This window comes from Herbiconiux sp. J20-20 (assembly GCF_057365085.1).
In genome coordinates, this window is record NZ_CP195122.1 from 696,975 (window position 1) to 712,249 (window position 15,275).

The window sequence follows — 15,275 nt, forward strand, 5'->3', positions numbered from 1 at the left end:
CCTAGAGCGATGCTCGCGTCCGGCGCACCGGCGCGAGGCTTGGCCTCGCTCGCGAACTTCCCTACGCTCTCGGTCATGACGACTCCGACACCGCCGACGCCGCCCGCCTACGCTCCCGCTCCCGCCACGCCGTCCAACGGCATGGCGATCGCCGGGCTCGCCCTCGGGATCGCGGCGATCGTGATCGGCATCTGGGCGCTGGTCCCGATCGTCGGGCTCGTCGCGGCGTTCCTGGCGTTCCTGCCCGCCGTGCTGGCCGTCATCTTCGGACACATCGGGGTCGCCAAGTCGAAGGCGATGGGCGGCACGGGCAAGGCGATGGGCATCACGGGCTTCAGCCTCGGCTACGCCACGATCGCTCTGATCGTGCTGACGACCGTGTGGTGGGTCGTCGCGATCGCGATCACGGGCGCCGGCTCGGGCTCGTACTACCCCTGAGCCCGCGCCCCCGAAGCGGCGCCTAGAACGGCGTCGCGACGGGCTCGCGAGACACACCCTCCGGCGACGGCTCGTCCGAGCCCTCCCGTTCCGGTGCCGTGGAGGCCGCCGTGCCCTCCTCGTCGCCCGACTCGGGCTCCGGCCGCGGGTCAGCGGCGGCCTCCGCGGCAACGCTGCTCGCGACCGAGCGGGTGAAGCTGGCGGTGCCCCAGGCGAGATCGTGACCGATCGCGTCCACGTCGATGTCGACGGTGGTGCCGACCTTCTCGCCGCTCTCCCAGTCGCGCACCCGCAGGCGGCCCGACACGACGACGCGCTGACCCTTCTGCACCGATGCGTTCACGTTGAGCGCGATCTGGCGGAACGAGGTGATGGTGAACCAGTTGGTGTCGCCATCGATCCAGCGCTGTTGGCCGCGGTCGAAACGGCGCTGCGTGCTGGCGAGACGGAACGAGGTGATCGGCAGCCCCTCGCCGGTCACGAGGTGACGCGGGACGGTGGCCACGAGGCCGGTGACGGTGATCTGGTCGGACATGGTCGGCTCCTTCGAGGCAGTTCGTCTCGCGAGTGCGAGATCGACGGGATGCCGGGGTGCCGTTCGTGCCGGAGGGAACCCCGGCATCCGTGCGACCATGCTGGCTCCGTCGCACACGACACAGGCCCCGGCACCCTCGCAATGTGGAGGGACCGGGGCCTGTGCTCCCGGGGAACGAGTCGCCCCCGGGATGGGTGCTCAGTGCTCGTGGAACTCCGGCCAGTCGGAACCCGGAGTCATGCTGGCGTGCAGCGCGCTCTTGGCGACCTGAAGCGTCGGGTAGGTGCCCCGCGGCTCATCGTCTTCCAAGATCCGAACCGTGTAGCCGTCTTCGGTGTGCTCGATCGAACCGACCGCTCCTGCGGGCCCGAAGGCGACCCAGCGCTGACCGGTCATCATCTTGTCGTTCATCTTTGAAGAGCTCCTTTCCGGTGCACTTCGCACGCTACGCCGAACCTTCGCGTCGCGCCAGAGTCGTCGACTGACTGCCCGTCAACGCGAAGGTCGCGCTCAGGCAGATCTCGGCGAATACTGCGCTGCGACCCCCGCCTCGATGAGGTCGAGCATCGCCTCGAAGCTCGCGTCGACATCGCGCGGAAGCCCGAAGCCGCCGGAGCTCTCCAGACCGACGAAGCCGACCACGGCGGACCTCGCGGTACGAACCACGTCGACGAGGCCCTCCGGCGGAATGGGGTGGTGTGCCAGCGAATCGGTCACGACAGCGACCGCCTGACCGCCCGCTCGGGCGATCTCCGCATCCAGCTCGTCTCCGTGCCGATCGCCGCTGGCCTGCGCCGCGCTGGCGAGACCCGGATGCTCGTGCGAGAAGCGCCGGATCGCGCGCGCGACCGCCCGGAACCGCTCGTCGGGGACTGCGCCCGCGGAGGCCTCGCGTACGCGCTGCGCCAGCTCGCGCACCGCGAACAGGGCGACGCGGCGGCGCACCTCATCGAGCGAGGCGACGTGCTTGTAGAGGCTCGGAACGGCAACGCCGGCACGTGCCGCGATCGCGGCGAGCGTGAGCGCCTCGAGTCCGTCGCGGCGGTCGTCGACGACCTGGACCGCGAGGTCGACGACAGCAGCCGGCGTCAGCCCCGCCCTAGGCATCGATGCCCGCCCAGCTCTGCCCAGACCGACGCGACGCGAGGAACTCGAGAGTCCACGGCGTGACGAGCTCGGGCGCCTGCACGTGCGGGTAGTGCGCGACGCCCTCGATGAGCTCGGCGCGTCCGGAGAGCCGACTCGACATCCAGTCGAGCTCGGCGGCCGGATCTGCGTAGTCCGGATCGAGCGACCCGACGACCAGGAGGGCAGGCACAGCGACATCGGCAAGACGCTGCTCCGCCGCCCGATGGCTGAGCACCTGGGTGAGCGCGCGGAACGCACGCAGGTGCGCGGCATCGAGCGAGGCGCGGATCGCCTCGGCGTGCTGGTCGCGCCAGGCGGCGGCGCGACCGCGGTGGAAGTAGCTGCGGTACATCGAGCTCCAGGCGCGCGCACCCCAGGGGCGTGCGAGCGCCACCCGCAGCAGGAGGCGTGTTGCCGCGGTCGCGACGGGCGACGCCTCCGCGTCGCGCAGCACGGGGCCGGACAGCACGAGCCCGCGCACGAGCTCGGGTCGATCGGCGGCCGCGAGAACGGCGGCCGCCGCCCCCATCGAGTTCGCGATCACGACAGCGGGCGAGCCGAGCTCCTCGATGAGGGCCACGAGGTCGCCGGCCGTCGCCTCATCGCCCTGGTCGGTGATGTCGGCCGAGGACTCGCCGTGGCCGCGGAGTTCGGTGACCGCGACGCGGTAACCGGCCGCGAGCAGCTCGGTGGCGAGATCACGGTAGCTGGACGCGAGATCTCCCATTCCGGGGACGGCGACCACGAGGGGGCCGTCGCCGGCAACGCGGTACGCGATGCGTGCGCCCGGACGAACCAGGACGCGGGACTCCAAGGTGTGGCTAATATCCATAGCCAAAGGCTAATGCCATTAGCCAATGGGCGCAAGCATTGTTTCTCGTCACCTACGTCGCGAGCACGAACTCCGCATACGAGCGACGCACCTTGTTGACCTTGGGCAGAGCGACCGCAAGGCAGTAGCCCTGGGTCGGATTCTTGGCGAAGAAGTCCTGGTGGTACTCCTCCGCATCGAACCAGACACCCAGGGGCTCGAGCTGCGTCACAATGCCGCCGTCCCAGTACTCGGCCGCTCGCGTGAGTGCCGACTCGAACTCGGCCTTCTGCGCGTCATCCGCGTAGAACATCGCCGAGCGGTACTGGGTGCCGACGTCGTTGCCCTGGCGGTTCAGCTGTCGAGGGTCGTGCAGCGTGAAGAAGACGTCGAGGATGACCTCCGCCGGAATCACGGCCTCGTCGAACACGACCTTGACGGCCTCGGCGTGGCCGGTCTGGCCCGTGCAGACGGCCTCATAGCTGGGATTCGCCAGGTCGCCGCCGGTGTAGCCGGAGACGACATCGTGCACGCCCTTGAGCGTGCGGTAGACCGCGTCGAGGCACCAGAAGCAACCACCGGCAAGAACGAATGTGCGCATGAAGTGACCTTACTTTCCGAACATGGTGGGACATCCAGGTACAACCGCGTCGACAGGTGATTCGTTCCGCCCCCGCGGGTTCTACGCTGAGACCATGCTCAGGATGCCTCCCCCCTATGTCGCCGATGACACGCGCTACGACTCGATGAGCTACGCCCGGACCGGGCGCAGCGGACTGCTTCTCCCCCGCATCTCGCTCGGCCTCTGGAACAACTTCGGAGACGATCGCCCGATCGAGACGCAGCGCGCGATCCTGCGACGTGCCTTCGACCTCGGGGTGACGCACTTCGACCTCGCCAACAACTACGGCCCGCCCGCAGGAAGCGCGGAGGCGAACTTCGGACGCATCTTCGCCGAGGACTTCGCGCCCTACCGCGACGAGCTCGTCATCTCGAGCAAGGCCGGGTACTACATGCACCCCGGACCGTACGGCGAGTGGGGGTCGCGCAAGTATCTGCTGAGCTCGCTCGACGCCTCGCTCGCCCGCATGGGCCTCGACTACGTCGACATCTTCTACCACCACCGCCCGGACCCCGAGACGCCGATCGAGGAGACGATGGGGGCACTCGCGCACGCGGTGCGCAGCGGCAAGGCGCTGTACGCGGGCATCTCGAACTACGCCCCCGATCAGACGCGCGCGGCCGTGGCCGCGCTCACCGCCGAGGGCATCCCCCTGCTCATCCATCAGCCCCGCTACAACATGTTCGATCGCGCCCCCGTCGAGGACGGGCTCCTACCGGTGCTCGACGAGGTCGGCGCGGGCAGCATCGTGTTCTCGCCGCTCGCCCAGGGCCTGCTCACCGACCGCTACCTGAACGGGGTGCCGGCCGACTCGCGCGCCGCCGAAGGACGCTGGCTCACCGAGAAGAACCTCACACCCGAGTATCTGGAGCGCGTGCGCGGCCTGCACCGCATCGCCGAGGCGCGCGGGCAGACGCTCGCCCAGCTCGCCCTCGCCTGGGTGCTGCGGCATCCGCAGGTGACGAGCGCCCTGATCGGCGCTTCGAGCGTCGCGCAGCTGGAATCGAGCCTCGGCGCCCTGGACAACGTCGAGCTGAGCGCCGACGAGCTCGCCGCGATCGAGCCGTTCGCCGTGCAGGGCACGGGCCGGGTCTAGATGGGGTATGTCTACGCGCTGCTCGCGGCCGTCCTGTTCGGAGCCAACGGCAGCCTGACGAAGCTGATCCTGGAGACAGCGCTCAGCGCACCCCAGCTCACCCTGCTGCGCACCCTCGGCATCGCCCTCAGCGCCGGCATCGCCCTGCTGATCGTGAACCCCCGCGGGTTCCGCGTCGGCTGGCGCGGGCTCGCCGTCATGGCCGTTCTCGGCGTGTTCGGGCTGGCGCTGCTGCAGGCGAGCTACGCCGCGGCGCTCGCACTGCTCCCGGTCGGCATCACGCTGCTGCTGGAGTACCTCGCGGTGCTGTTCGTCGCCCTGGTCGCCTTCTTCGTGTTTCGTGAGAAAGTGCGGCGACGGCTGTGGGTCGCCATCGGTCTCGTGCTCGCGGGGCTCGCCCTCGTCGCCCAGGTCTGGGCCAGCAGCCTCAACCCGCTCGGGGTGCTCTTCGGCCTCGGCGCGGCGGCATCCCTCACGATCTACTTCGTGATCGGCGAGCGGCAGGTCACGCGAACCTCGCCGCTCGCCGTCGCCTTCTGGACCGGCACCTTCGCGACCCTGTTCTGGGCGATCTTCAGCGGCTGGTGGGAGCTCGAGCTCTCCGTCTTCGTGCAGCCGACCGAGCTCGGGGGCACGCACGGCAGCTTCGAACTGCCGTTGTGGATTCCGCTGATCGTCACCGCGATCGGCGGCTCGTTCGTGACGTTCCTGCTCTCATTCACGGCGCTCAAGTACCTTCCCGCCACCGCCGCCGGCGTGGTCGCCTCGAGCGAGGTGCTGTTCGCGTTCCTCTTCGCCTGGCTCTGGCTCGGAGAGACGCTCGACACGATCCAGTTGGTCGGCGCCGCCATCGTGCTCGTGGCCATCGTCCTCGCGCAGACGGCGCGTGCGGCCAAGACGGTGGTGGCGGCGGATCTCGCGCTGCCGCCGTCGACCGCCAGCATCCCGATCGTCGGTGGTTCGACCTAGCCTGCCCTCATGAACCTGCTGCGGGAACGGATGCCGGCGCTCGGCGAGCTCGCGCCCCGGCACCTCCGCCACGGGATCCGCGTGGTGGCGCTCGCAAGCGGGCTCCATCGCGTCGTGCTCGGCTCGGGCGAGGTCCTCGGCTACCTCGACCCCCGGGAGGCGTCGGAGCCGGGCGCGCGCTGGGTCAGCAAGCGACTCGCCCGAGGCGCGGCGCAGCTGACCGAGCTCGGCGAGTTCGACTCCGTCGATGAGGCGATCGACGCTCTCCGCTACGGGTGAGACCGACAAATTGCGCCGGTCTCGTCACTGGATGCAACCCGAGAGTTCGACGCGCTCGAACGAATCAACCGGGATGTGGCGCTCTCCAGGGATAGTGTGCGGCCATGCAGTGGTGGAACAGCTTCGTGGATTGGTTCTGGTCGGCCGACGGCCAGCAGTTCGTGACGGGAACGGCCCTGCCGTTCTTCGCCGTCCTGATCGCGGGGTTCATGGGGGCGGCCATCGGCCGCTCGGCAACCCGTCGACTCGTGCTCCAGCGAGATCGCGAGACGCGTGCCGCGGCCGTCGCCGCCCTGGTCACCTCGGCGACGCATGCCGCGACCTGGCACAGCCAGTCGGCCGCGGCGAAGGACCACTCGCAGCAGCTGGCTGCCGCTGCCGACATCCAGGTGCGTCTCCTCCCGATCTCCGGCGCCGCGATGGCGGCCGACTGGGCCGCGCACGAGCTCGCCGACATGCGCGTCAACTCGGTGAGCTTCAGCTTCCAGGCCGAGCAGAGCCTGCGCGAGTACCGCGAGCGGCTCGTCGAATGGGTCGCGCACCCGCGCCGCGCCAAGAAGCTGTTCGGGCTCGACCTCGAGCGCTGGAAGTACGAGACGGACCCGGTCGACCCGGTCGTCGCCGAGCAGCAGCGCTGGGCCGCGGAGCAGTCCGCCGCCGCCTCTCGCGACGCGAACGGCGACATCGTGCTCGAGGGCGAGATCGAGCCGGAGACCGCGTCGCGCTGAGGCACGACTTCGGGATGTGCCCTCGGCAGGAATCGAACCCGCACCGCATCGCGGTGCGCGGCGCGACACGGCACGCAACTGGGCAGACATTCGGGATGTGCCCTCGGCAGGAATCGAACCCGCACCGCATCGCGGTTCGCGGCGTGACACGGCACGCAACTGGGCGACCATTCGGGATGTGCCCTCGGCAGGAATCGAACCTGCGACCAAGAGATTAGAAGGCTCCTGCTCTATCCGCTGAGCTACGAGGGCGCCTCGCCAGGGTATCGCAGGGCTCCCCGCTCGGCCCGCACGCCCCGGCGCGCGCGCCCCCGAGGAGAGCCGGATTCCGGCGGCTAGGAGACGCGCCGGCTGCGGCGTGCCATGAGCACCACGAGCGAGCCGAGCGCGACCAGCACCGCGGCGAACCAGGTCGCCTGCGACGCGTTCTCGGGACCCGTCGACGCCAGCTCCGCGACACCGTACTCGAACGAGCCGGCATCGGCGAGAGCCGTCCGCTCGACTCCGCGCTGATCGTAGGTCACGTCGTCGTCGGCCACCGAGAAGTAGTCGTCGACCGCAGCGAAGGAGTCGCTGGACGCCGCGAAGTCCTCCAGGAAGATCTCGTCTGCGGTGAACACCCAGTCGATGTCGATGTCGGGAACCGCGTCGATTGCGGGGCTTCCCGCGACAAGCGCCACCGTCTCGGTCGCACCGCCGTTGTCGGTCGGCGCGGGATTCGGGCCGAAGATGTCGTCCACCGAACGCGAGAACAGCGAGCTCTCGTGCGCCGGCTCGAGATCCGACTCGACGGCGCGAGACGTGCTGAAGACGTTGCCCCCGAGGTCGGTGAACACGGCAGAGTCGCCGCCGGGGACGTCGAGGCCGAGCTGGGCGTTGCCGCTGGTCCCGGCGAAGATGTTGCCGCCGAGCTGCATGTCGTCGAAGTCGCCGAAGCCGAAGCCCTCCTCGAAGAGCATCACTGCGTCGGCCTCGTCGGCCTCGTTGCCGAGGAACGTGGAGAACGTGATCGAGCCGCCCGCCGTCGCGATCGCGCCGCCAACCTCGCCCCCATCGTTGTCGACGAAGGTCGAGTTCTGGATGACGGCGAAGTCGGCCGCGACGAGCGCGCCACCGGCGTCTTCGGCGGTGTTGTCGACGAAGGTCGAGTCGACGACGGCGGCGTAGTACAGGGAGGCATTCGCCCCTCCCTGCGCCGCGGCGTTGTCAACGAACGTCGACTCGAGCGTGAGAGTCGCGAAGCCGTAGAGCGCGCCGCCGAACTCCGCTTCGTTGTCGGTGAACGTCGACGTCTCGGCCAGCACCACATACCCGGCGACCGCACCGCCGAACTCACCCGCCGTATTGCCGTCGAAGGTCGAATCGAAAATGTAGATGGCGCTGTCCCCGTCGGCGAAGACCGCGCCACCGGGAGCGCCGCTCGACCCCGTCGAATTGTTCGTGAAGGTCGAGTCGAAGATCTCGATATCGAGACTGCTGTCGCCGTCCGCGAAGATCGCGCCGCCGCCCCCGGTCCCCAGGTTGCCCGTGAACGAGGAGGAGCCGACGGCCAGGTCGCCGTCGACGGTGATCGCGCCACCCGAGGTGCCGACCGCGTTGACGAAGGAGAGGTTCCCCACCGAGAGGCTTGCGCCCGACGTGCCCTCCAGGATGTTCGTCGCCCCGTCGCCGTCCAGAACCGCGGAGTCGAGGCCGAAGATGACGAGGTCGTGGTCGAAGGTCAGCGGTGCCGTGAGGGTGAAGGTGCCCGACAGGCAGACCGTCGCCGTGTCCGCATCCAGGAGTGCCTGGATCTCGGCCGCCCCCTCCCCGGGAGCCGTCACCGTGTTCGCGACATCGCAGTCATCCGCGGTCGCCGCCCACGCCGGGCTGGCGCCGATGCCGACCAGCAGCCCGCTGGAGGCGACGGCAGCAGCCGTCCGTGACATGCGGCGGCGCGCCACCGGTCCGAAAGCGGTCGTCGGGGGCACAGCCTCGGCCACGGGGGCTCCTCACAGAGCGTCGGGGTGGACACGTGAATCGGGGGGACGACTCACGAGCAGGTCGGTTCACCCTACAGTGGGGGCGGACACCAGCGACACCCGAGGACCGGAGCGTCATGTTTTCTTCCGTGCATCAGCTGCGAGCCCACGCCGATGGCGACGGCGAGCGTCTGGCGCTGGTAGCGGTGGACCGGACGTGGAGCTTCTCCGAATTGGACGTTGCCGTTGCCGCCGTCGCGACCCGACTTCGCGAGGCGGGCATCCGTCCGCGGCAGCTCGTCGCCATCGACCTCGAGCCCGCACTCGACTGGATCGTCACCCTCGCCCTCTTCCGGCTCGCCGCGCGTTCGCTGTCGCTGAGCGGACTCGTGGAGCCGATCACTCTGGGTGCCGATGTGCTGCTCACCGGGCCCGCTCGGACACTGGCCACGGCGCCGCAGACCGTGGTGATCGACCGCCTCTGGCTCGACGATGCCGTGGCCGAGTATCGCGACGTGGGAGAGCCCGCACCGCCCGCGGTGCACTTTCCTCGCCCCGATTCGACGTGCCGACTGATCCTGACCAGCGGCACCACCGGTGAGCCGCGCGCCGCGATGCTCTCGGTCGGTGCCGTCGAGCACCGGCTCAGCAACCTCGACAAGTACTGGACCGACGACAGGCTCGAGCTGAACCTCATGACGCTCTCGACGACGGGCGGCTTCCACACCGCGCTCGCCGCGCTGCGACACGGCGTGCCGTACCTGGCGATGAACTCGATCGACCCGCGCACGCTGCGGGCCGCCGCGGCGATGGAGATCGCCGTGCTCGCCGGGTCTCCCGTCCAGGTGGGCCACGCGCTCGGGCTGCTGCGCGAGCACGCGATCGCACTGCCCGCGCTGCGGGAGATCCGCACCGCGGGCGCCGCCCCGACACCGGCCTTCCTGGCGGCCGCCTCCGAGCACCACGGCGTCCCCATCAAGAGCGTCTACGGGTCGACCGAGGGCGGCGGGATCTCGATGACGCTCCTGGCCGAGGGCGACGACCTGTCCGACACCGGCGCGCTTCTTCCGGGCATCGAGCTCGAGATCGTGGACGCGGACGGAGTCGGCGTTGCCGTCGGCGCCTCAGGAGAGATCCGGTATCGCGGCCCGGGGCTCGCGTCGGGGTACCTGACCGATGAAGCCGACGAATCCTTTCGGGCGGGCTGGTTCCACCCCGGCGACCGCGGGATGCTGAGCGCATCCGGTCACCTCGTTCTCGACGGCCGCGACTCCGAGCTCATCAATCTGGGCGGGGTGAAGATCGACCCGGCGAGCGTGGACGCCGTCGTCGACGGCTTCCCGGGCGTGATCGATGCGGCGACGTTCGTCATCGAGCGACGGGCGGGTGTTCCCGAACTGGGCCTCGCGGTCGTTGCGGAGGCGAACGGAGACCTGCGCGCGCTCGACCGCATGCTTCGCCAGCGGCTGCCCGGAAAGCATCCGACCGTCTTCGGACGGGTTGCCACGATCCCCCGCAATCGCATGGGCAAGGTGGAGCGCCGACGGCTCACCGACGAGTTCCGGCGGCGGCTCAGCCTCGACTGACGGACCGCGCCGCACGCAGCGCACCGATCAGCACCCGAATCGAGCGCCGCGGATCGGCGAGCTGATTGGTGGTGCCGACGGCGGCCAGCCCGCTGGCGGGGTCGCCGAACATGAAGTGCCCCGTCATGCCGGCGTGACCGATCAGCAGCCCGGGTCGCGGAAGGCCGGTCATCAGCCTCGGCAGCTTCAGCGCCATCACGCCGAGGCCGTAGGTTGCTCCAGGGAAGATCGGGAGCCGGTCGGACAGCGCGCGCTCTCGCATGCCGTCGCCGAGGGCCTCGCCGTCGAGCATCGCGCGCAGGAACCGCATCGTGTCGGCCGTGCTCGAGACCAGGGCGCCTTCGGCGCCGAGCGAGGCGAGCCGACGCGCCCCGCGATACGACTGCCGACGGGAGAGAATCGGCGACGCCGCGTCGAACAGCTCCAGCGACTCCGGCGTGAGAAGCGCAGTGTCGCGAAGGCCCATCGGTTCGAGGATCTCGCGCGTCAGCGCCTCGGCGAGCGTCACCCCGGTCACCACCTCGATCACGCGCGTCACCAGCTGGTAGTTCGTGAAGCTGTACTCGGCGCGCCCGCTGTGCGGCGCGAACTTCGCCTCCATGCCGCGGGCGATCTCAAGAGCATCGGAGTAGCTCCACCCGGGATCCACCGCGGTCACGGCGGCGATGTCGCTGTTCGGATCCAGCGCCTTCGCGGCGTAGTAGTTCGGGATGCCCGAGGTGTGGGCGAGCACATCACGAAGCGTCAGCTCGTCGACCCGATCGATGCCGCCGAACCGGTTGAGGCCCACGAGTTCGTCGCGCGGAACGATGCTCGCCAGCGGCTGGTCGAGGTCGAGCTCGCCCGCCGCGATCCGCCGCAGAATGAGCGCGGCCGCGAACGGCTTCGTGCTGCTCGCGATGCAGTGCGTGGGCCGTGATCCGGGCGCACTCCACGCGAAGTCGATCTCACCCGAGCGGTCGGTCACCCGCAATGACAGTTCGCTCACGTCGGCGCGCGCGTTGGCACGCTCGCACATGGCCGTCAGCCGTTCCTCGAAGCTCGTCATCTCGACAGCGTGCCCTATCGCGCGGTCGTCGGGCGACCAGATCCGCTCAGAGGGCGAGCGCGAGCGCGCGCAGCACCGCGTCGAGCGGCGGCGCCCCGGCGGCGCGGAACACCTCTGTTCCGTCATCGCGGCGCACGATCACCGTCGGCGTCGAGACGATGCCCTCCCGCTCCGCGTCGTCCGCGAACGCGACCACGTCACGCTCCACGACGGATGCCTGCGGCACCAATCGCGCGGCCTCGGCGAGCGTCGCTCGCGCGGCGTGACATGAGCCGCAGAACGCGGAACTGTAGAAGTCGACGATCACAGGACTCTCAACGTGCGCGGCCCGCGGCGCATTTCCTCATCGCTCGACCGCGATCACCTGGGCCGACCACGGGCAGAACTGGTCGCTCGTGATCGTCATGTCCTCGACGTAGCTCGGCAGGCCGTCGCACACCTCGATCGTGATCTCAGCGAACTCCAACGTCGCCGGGTCGATGTGCCACGACCACGGTTCGTTGACCCCCGCGTCATCTCGGACGACGGTGCCGACGGGAATGGCTGCGATCTGCTCGCCCGCGAGAAGCCGCTCGGCGTGATCGACGAGTTCCGGCGTTGCGAGTTCGATTCGATAGGTCTCCCCACCCGCGACCTGGAAGGTGGCCACCGGGTTCGATGCGTCGCCCGGCGCGCATCCCGCAAGAGCGACGGCAAGAGCAATCGCGCCCGCCGCGCCATATCGTCCGAGCCGGGATCCCGTCGTCATTCCGTCATGCTATCGACCGAAAACGCCGACGTGACGGTGACGCGTTCTCGAACATTCGGCCCGCTTCGTGAACTCTCGTCGACGTTCCGAGAAACCCTGACTCGACCCTCTGGAAACCAGGCCCGCCCCTCGCGACACTGTGATCGTGGCAGCCCGGACCTGGACCCGCTTCATCGCCCTCGGTGACTCCGTGACCGAGGGCTGGTGCGATCCGGTCGTCGGCGATGGGGCGCCGTGGTTCGGCTGGGCCGACCGGCTGGCGCTCTCCCTCGACGCCGACAGTCGGGCCGCAGGCGGACCCCGCCTCGAGTTCGCCAACCTCGCCGTGCGCGGGCGGCGGGTGCGTCACGTCGTCGAGGAGCAGGCACCTGCGGCGCGGGCGATGGGCGCCGATCTGGTCTCGATCCAGGTGGGCGGCAATGACCTCATGTCATTCCGCATCGACCCGGACGAGCTCGCCGCGAGCCTCGAGCCGTGCATCGCCGAGCTGCGAGGCACCGGCGCCACGGTGCTGCTCGCCACCGTGTTCGACCCCGGTCGCGCACGCGTGCTCCGCGTGCTGCGCCAGCGCACCGCCCTGTTCAACGCGCATCTCGGCTCGATCGCCGCACGCCACGGCTGCGTGCTCCTCGATCTGTGGGGGCTCGATGCGCTCCGCGATCGCTCCGCCTGGTCGGAGGACCGCATCCACCCCTCCACCCCGGGGCATCTCGCCATCGCACGCACCGCCGCGACGCAGCTCGGCGTCGACGCGATGCCGAGCCACCCGGATGAGCGCAGCAGCGCGGGCGTGCCGATTTCGACGCTCGACTGGGTGCGCCGGCACGGCCTGCCGTGGCTCGGCCGACGCCTCCGCCGCGTGTCCAGCGGCGACGGCATGGGGCCGAAGCTGCCCGAGCCGCGGCCGGTCGACGCCCGGCCGTAGCGGTCCGGCTCGGAAGCCCGTCGGCCGGGCCGACTAGACTCGGCGCGTGGCTGCTGGAGCGGATCTGCTCGTCTGGATCGATTGCGAAATGACGGGACTCGATGTCGACGTCGACGAACTCGTCGAGGTCGCCGTCGTCATCACCGACTACGACCTGAATCTGGTCGACCCCGGGTTCACGATCGTGATCAAGCCGGATCAGTCGGCGCTCGACAACATGAACGAGTTCGTGACGAACATGCACCGTGAGAGCGGGCTGATCGACGAGATCCCGAACGGCGTCACGCTCGCCGATGCCGAGTACCAGGTGCTCGAGTACATCCTGAAGTACGTCCCCGATCACCAGAGCGCCCCCCTCGCCGGGAACACGATCGGCACCGACCGAATGTTCCTCGCGAAGTACATGCCCCGCGTCGATTCGCACCTGCACTACCGCAGCGTCGATGTCTCCTCGATCAAGGAGCTGTCGCGCCACTGGTACCCGCGGGTCTACTTCCAGTCGCCGGCCAAGAACGGCGGACACCGGGCTCTCGCCGACATTCTGGAGTCGATCCGCGAGCTCGACTACTACCGCCGCGCGGTCTTCGTTCCCGCTCCCGGGCCGACGAGTGAACAGGCTCTCACCGCCTCGACGAGAGTCGTGGACGAGTGGGCGTCTCGGATGCCCTAGAATCGTTGAGTTGCGTAAGCAGCATATGGCGGTCGTAGCTCAGTTGGTAGAGCGCTGGCTTGTGGTGCCGGATGTCGCGGGTTCGAGTCCCGTCGGTCGCCCCGATTCCGTCCTGGTCGAAGAAATCGCCCCGGACGTCACCCTGGATGTGCCCTGGTGCACCGTGGTCTGGAATGACCCGGTGAACCTGATGGCGTACGTCACGCGTGTCTTCATGACGTACTTCGGCTACTCGAGGCCCGAAGCGGAGCGTCTCATGCTGCTCGTTCATCATGAGGGCCGGGCCGTCGTCGCCACCGGACCGCGCGAAGAGATGGAGCGGCACACCGAGGCGATGCACGAGTACGGTCTCTGGGCAAGCGTGCAGAAGGCGGATGCATGAGCGTCGAGGTGCACGTGATCCGCACCGACGAGAGCACCGAGCTCGAACTGCGGCTCAGCGAACCCGAGCTCGCACTGCTGCGCAGCCTGGTCGAGCAGTACATGAGCCTCGTGCTCGATGAGAGCGGGAACGATCCCGCCGTTCAGCGGCTCTTCCCGGACGGCTATCGCGACGACCCCGAGGCGGCCGCGGAGTTCGCCCGCTACACGCGCGACGGACTCGTCGAGCGGAAGTCCTCGGCCGCGGCATCGCTGCTGCTCGCCCTCGACGCTGGCAGTGCGGTGCGCGCCGCGGCCGACAGCGTCGAGCGGTGGCTGCCGGTGCTCAGCGACCTGCGCATGGTGCTCGCCGAGCGTCTCGGCATCCATCACGATGGAGATCAGGGCGAAGGGCTGATGGCGGAGGTCTACGACTGGGTGGGTGCGCTGCAGTGGAATCTGGTCGAGGCCCTCGACGCGACCACGGAGAGCTCGACGTGAGCCTCGAGCTGAGCGAGGAGGAGTTCGAGTCTCTCGTCGTCGACGAGCTCGATGCGCTGCCCGACGAGATGGTCGAGGGGCTCGAGAACCTGGTGTTCGTCACCGAGGCGCGCCCCGAGGATGGCTCGCTCGACCTGCTCGGCGTCTACGAAGGCGTCGCCCTCACCGATCGCGATCAGTACGGCTTCGGCGAGCTCCCCGATCGGATCGTGCTGTTCCGCGAGCCGCTTCTCGCGATCTGCGACGACCTGGATGCGCTGCGCCACGAGATCCACGTGACGCTCGTCCACGAGATCGCCCACTTCTACGGCATCGACGACGCCGAGCTGCACCGCCTCGGATGGGCCTAGTCGACGAGGATGTCGGCGCCGCTGTCGTAGATGACGTCGGCCAGCTGATCGGGGCGCTCTCGCTGGAAGAAGGCCCGCTCCTGCAGCGTGCAGTACTCCCAAAGGTCGGCATCGTGGAACCCGTCGCGCTGGAACTGGCGCAGGCGGCGCTCCTCGAACGGCAGATGCACCCAGACGCCGAAGCTCGCGCGCTCCCGGTTCGCGGCGCTCAGGGCGCCCGCCCCCTCGATCACGAGATGGCGTTTGGGGTTGATCTTGTGCCATTCGGCCGCCTGACCTGTGGCCTCATCCCAGCGGTGATACCCGGGCGAGTCGTCGGCGAGCACCGACCCGGCGACGAGCGCGCTCGCAACCTCGAGCCCGCCGGGGCCCGGACGGAACGCGGTCATCGAGAGCAGCTGCGCATTGAGCTCGTAGGCGACCTCACCCGCGAGCGTCGACTTGCCCGCAGCGGACGGTCCATCGATCAGCACGACGGTGCGTCCGCGCGTCGCCGCACGGATTCTTTCGACCACGAGTT

Annotated in this window: 21 protein-coding genes and 2 tRNA genes; 12 read left to right on the forward strand and 11 right to left on the reverse strand. The window is 69.4% G+C overall.

From position 1 onward, the window contains the following. The first annotated feature begins 75 nt into the window (after nucleotides 1–75). Nucleotides 76–438: a hypothetical protein gene (locus tag ACR3ZA_RS03370; RefSeq protein ID WP_473660152.1), complete on the forward strand. Its 363-nt coding sequence runs from the start codon at nucleotides 76–78 to the stop codon at nucleotides 436–438. 22 nt (nucleotides 439–460) lie between these two features. On the opposite strand, the gene ACR3ZA_RS03375 is transcribed toward ACR3ZA_RS03370, so the two are convergent. The 5 genes from ACR3ZA_RS03375 to msrA form a co-directional block, all read right to left on the reverse strand. Next, a complete protein-coding gene (locus ACR3ZA_RS03375) occupies nucleotides 461–973 on the reverse strand; it encodes a single-stranded DNA-binding protein (RefSeq protein ID WP_473660154.1) in 513 nt (170 codons plus the stop codon). A 198-nt stretch (nucleotides 974–1,171) separates the two neighbouring features. Continuing rightward, a complete protein-coding gene (locus tag ACR3ZA_RS03380) occupies nucleotides 1,172–1,384 on the reverse strand; it encodes a methyltransferase (RefSeq protein WP_473660155.1) in 213 nt (70 codons plus the stop codon). A 99-nt stretch (nucleotides 1,385–1,483) separates the two neighbouring features. Then, a complete protein-coding gene (locus tag ACR3ZA_RS03385) occupies nucleotides 1,484–2,080 on the reverse strand; it encodes a WHG domain-containing protein (protein ID WP_473660157.1) in 597 nt (198 codons plus the stop codon). Further along, complete coding sequence (locus ACR3ZA_RS03390) at nucleotides 2,073–2,933, reverse strand: alpha/beta fold hydrolase (protein ID WP_473660159.1); 861 nt, start codon at nucleotides 2,931–2,933, stop codon at nucleotides 2,073–2,075. The genes ACR3ZA_RS03385 and ACR3ZA_RS03390 overlap by 8 nt, the downstream gene beginning before the upstream one ends. 52 nt (nucleotides 2,934–2,985) lie before the next feature. After that, nucleotides 2,986–3,513: a peptide-methionine (S)-S-oxide reductase MsrA gene (gene msrA / locus ACR3ZA_RS03395; protein ID WP_473660161.1), complete on the reverse strand. Its 528-nt coding sequence runs from the start codon at nucleotides 3,511–3,513 to the stop codon at nucleotides 2,986–2,988. Nucleotides 3,514–3,616: 103 nt separating this feature from the next. Here msrA and ACR3ZA_RS03400 point away from each other — a divergent pair, with 103 nt between their 5' ends. From ACR3ZA_RS03400 to ACR3ZA_RS03415, 4 genes are all read left to right on the forward strand, one after another. Continuing rightward, nucleotides 3,617–4,630: an aldo/keto reductase gene (locus tag ACR3ZA_RS03400; protein WP_473660163.1), complete on the forward strand. Its 1,014-nt coding sequence runs from the start codon at nucleotides 3,617–3,619 to the stop codon at nucleotides 4,628–4,630. Next, nucleotides 4,631–5,599, forward strand: a complete 969-nt coding sequence (locus ACR3ZA_RS03405) for an EamA family transporter (RefSeq protein ID WP_473660165.1) — start codon at nucleotides 4,631–4,633, stop codon at nucleotides 5,597–5,599. 9 nt (nucleotides 5,600–5,608) lie between these two features. Next, nucleotides 5,609–5,878, forward strand: a complete 270-nt coding sequence (locus ACR3ZA_RS03410) for a hypothetical protein (RefSeq protein ID WP_473660167.1) — start codon at nucleotides 5,609–5,611, stop codon at nucleotides 5,876–5,878. A gap of 104 nt (nucleotides 5,879–5,982) precedes the next feature. Beyond that, entirely contained in the window at nucleotides 5,983–6,606 is a 624-nt protein-coding gene (locus ACR3ZA_RS03415) for a hypothetical protein (RefSeq protein WP_473660168.1), read from the forward strand. 179 nt (nucleotides 6,607–6,785) lie between these two features. Here ACR3ZA_RS03415 and ACR3ZA_RS03420 read toward each other — a convergent pair. Both ACR3ZA_RS03420 and ACR3ZA_RS03425 read right to left on the reverse strand, forming a co-directional pair. Beyond that, nucleotides 6,786–6,858: transfer RNA gene (locus tag ACR3ZA_RS03420), tRNA-Arg, on the reverse strand. A gap of 83 nt (nucleotides 6,859–6,941) precedes the next feature. Continuing rightward, nucleotides 6,942–8,588 carry a choice-of-anchor Q domain-containing protein gene (locus ACR3ZA_RS03425; RefSeq protein WP_473660170.1) on the reverse strand — a complete coding sequence of 549 codons (1,647 nt, stop codon included), beginning with the start codon at nucleotides 8,586–8,588 and terminating at the stop codon, nucleotides 6,942–6,944. 116 nt (nucleotides 8,589–8,704) lie between these two features. On the opposite strand from ACR3ZA_RS03425, the gene ACR3ZA_RS03430 reads away from it, so the two are divergent. Beyond that, nucleotides 8,705–10,153 (forward strand): AMP-binding protein, encoded by a 1,449-nt coding sequence (locus ACR3ZA_RS03430; protein ID WP_473660172.1) that lies wholly within the window; start codon nucleotides 8,705–8,707, stop codon nucleotides 10,151–10,153. Here ACR3ZA_RS03430 and ACR3ZA_RS03435 read toward each other — a convergent pair. Genes ACR3ZA_RS03435 through ACR3ZA_RS03445 form a run of 3 tightly spaced genes read right to left on the reverse strand, consistent with a single transcriptional unit; the run spans nucleotide 10,140 to nucleotide 11,949 of the window. After that, a complete protein-coding gene (locus ACR3ZA_RS03435; protein WP_473660174.1) occupies nucleotides 10,140–11,201 on the reverse strand; it encodes a serine hydrolase in 1,062 nt (353 codons plus the stop codon). The two genes, ACR3ZA_RS03430 and ACR3ZA_RS03435, sit on opposite strands and share 14 nt — an antisense overlap. Before the next feature lie 46 nt (nucleotides 11,202–11,247). Continuing rightward, a complete protein-coding gene (locus ACR3ZA_RS03440; protein WP_473660176.1) occupies nucleotides 11,248–11,508 on the reverse strand; it encodes a thioredoxin domain-containing protein in 261 nt (86 codons plus the stop codon). A gap of 36 nt (nucleotides 11,509–11,544) precedes the next feature. Further along, entirely contained in the window at nucleotides 11,545–11,949 is a 405-nt protein-coding gene (locus ACR3ZA_RS03445) for a BP74-related protein (protein WP_473660178.1), read from the reverse strand. Between the two features lie 145 nt (nucleotides 11,950–12,094). Here ACR3ZA_RS03445 and ACR3ZA_RS03450 point away from each other — a divergent pair, with 145 nt between their 5' ends. From ACR3ZA_RS03450 to ACR3ZA_RS03475, 6 genes are all read left to right on the forward strand, one after another. After that, complete coding sequence (locus ACR3ZA_RS03450) at nucleotides 12,095–12,874, forward strand: GDSL-type esterase/lipase family protein (protein ID WP_473660181.1); 780 nt, start codon at nucleotides 12,095–12,097, stop codon at nucleotides 12,872–12,874. Nucleotides 12,875–12,962: 88 nt separating this feature from the next. Beyond that, nucleotides 12,963–13,544: an oligoribonuclease gene (gene orn / locus ACR3ZA_RS03455; RefSeq protein ID WP_473662272.1), complete on the forward strand. Its 582-nt coding sequence runs from the start codon at nucleotides 12,963–12,965 to the stop codon at nucleotides 13,542–13,544. 28 nt (nucleotides 13,545–13,572) lie between these two features. Then, nucleotides 13,573–13,645: transfer RNA gene (locus ACR3ZA_RS03460), tRNA-His, on the forward strand. A gap of 89 nt (nucleotides 13,646–13,734) precedes the next feature. Then, nucleotides 13,735–13,926 (forward strand): ATP-dependent Clp protease adapter ClpS, encoded by a 192-nt coding sequence (gene clpS / locus ACR3ZA_RS03465; protein ID WP_486179545.1) that lies wholly within the window; start codon nucleotides 13,735–13,737, stop codon nucleotides 13,924–13,926. Further along, nucleotides 13,923–14,405: a DUF2017 family protein gene (locus ACR3ZA_RS03470; RefSeq protein WP_473660184.1), complete on the forward strand. Its 483-nt coding sequence runs from the start codon at nucleotides 13,923–13,925 to the stop codon at nucleotides 14,403–14,405. The genes clpS and ACR3ZA_RS03470 overlap by 4 nt, the downstream gene beginning before the upstream one ends. Before the next feature lie 68 nt (nucleotides 14,406–14,473). Next, nucleotides 14,474–14,755, forward strand: coding sequence for a metallopeptidase family protein (locus ACR3ZA_RS03475; RefSeq protein WP_473662273.1), 282 nt, complete (start codon nucleotides 14,474–14,476; stop codon nucleotides 14,753–14,755). Here the strand turns inward: ACR3ZA_RS03475 and ACR3ZA_RS03480 are convergent. Next, nucleotides 14,752–15,270: a nucleoside/nucleotide kinase family protein gene (locus ACR3ZA_RS03480; RefSeq protein ID WP_473660186.1), complete on the reverse strand. Its 519-nt coding sequence runs from the start codon at nucleotides 15,268–15,270 to the stop codon at nucleotides 14,752–14,754. The two genes, ACR3ZA_RS03475 and ACR3ZA_RS03480, sit on opposite strands and share 4 nt — an antisense overlap. Nucleotides 15,271–15,275 lie beyond the last annotated feature (5 nt).

Excerpts from the sequence above, each read along its gene's own strand:
- ACR3ZA_RS03370 (WP_473660152.1), top strand. The coding sequence starts at position 76 with ATGACGACTCCGACACCGCCGACGCCGCCCGCCTACGCTCCCGCTCCC.
- ACR3ZA_RS03415 (WP_473660168.1), top strand. The coding sequence starts at position 5,983 with ATGCAGTGGTGGAACAGCTTCGTGGATTGGTTCTGGTCGGCCGACGGC.
- ACR3ZA_RS03405 (WP_473660165.1), top strand. The coding sequence starts at position 4,631 with ATGGGGTATGTCTACGCGCTGCTCGCGGCCGTCCTGTTCGGAGCCAAC.
- ACR3ZA_RS03435 (WP_473660174.1), bottom strand. The coding sequence starts at position 11,201 with ATGACGAGCTTCGAGGAACGGCTGACGGCCATGTGCGAGCGTGCCAAC.
- ACR3ZA_RS03475 (WP_473662273.1), top strand. The coding sequence starts at position 14,474 with ATGGTCGAGGGGCTCGAGAACCTGGTGTTCGTCACCGAGGCGCGCCCC.
- ACR3ZA_RS03400 (WP_473660163.1), top strand. The coding sequence starts at position 3,617 with ATGCCTCCCCCCTATGTCGCCGATGACACGCGCTACGACTCGATGAGC.
- orn (WP_473662272.1), top strand. The coding sequence starts at position 12,963 with ATGACGGGACTCGATGTCGACGTCGACGAACTCGTCGAGGTCGCCGTC.
- ACR3ZA_RS03445 (WP_473660178.1), bottom strand. The coding sequence starts at position 11,949 with ATGACGACGGGATCCCGGCTCGGACGATATGGCGCGGCGGGCGCGATT.
- ACR3ZA_RS03380 (WP_473660155.1), bottom strand. The coding sequence starts at position 1,384 with ATGAACGACAAGATGATGACCGGTCAGCGCTGGGTCGCCTTCGGGCCC.
- clpS (WP_486179545.1), top strand. The coding sequence starts at position 13,735 with ATGGCGTACGTCACGCGTGTCTTCATGACGTACTTCGGCTACTCGAGG.
- ACR3ZA_RS03390 (WP_473660159.1), bottom strand. The coding sequence starts at position 2,933 with ATGGATATTAGCCACACCTTGGAGTCCCGCGTCCTGGTTCGTCCGGGC.
- ACR3ZA_RS03470 (WP_473660184.1), top strand. The coding sequence starts at position 13,923 with ATGAGCGTCGAGGTGCACGTGATCCGCACCGACGAGAGCACCGAGCTC.
- ACR3ZA_RS03375 (WP_473660154.1), bottom strand. The coding sequence starts at position 973 with ATGTCCGACCAGATCACCGTCACCGGCCTCGTGGCCACCGTCCCGCGT.
- msrA (WP_473660161.1), bottom strand. The coding sequence starts at position 3,513 with ATGCGCACATTCGTTCTTGCCGGTGGTTGCTTCTGGTGCCTCGACGCG.
- ACR3ZA_RS03430 (WP_473660172.1), top strand. The coding sequence starts at position 8,705 with ATGTTTTCTTCCGTGCATCAGCTGCGAGCCCACGCCGATGGCGACGGC.
- ACR3ZA_RS03410 (WP_473660167.1), top strand. The coding sequence starts at position 5,609 with ATGAACCTGCTGCGGGAACGGATGCCGGCGCTCGGCGAGCTCGCGCCC.
- ACR3ZA_RS03385 (WP_473660157.1), bottom strand. The coding sequence starts at position 2,080 with ATGCCTAGGGCGGGGCTGACGCCGGCTGCTGTCGTCGACCTCGCGGTC.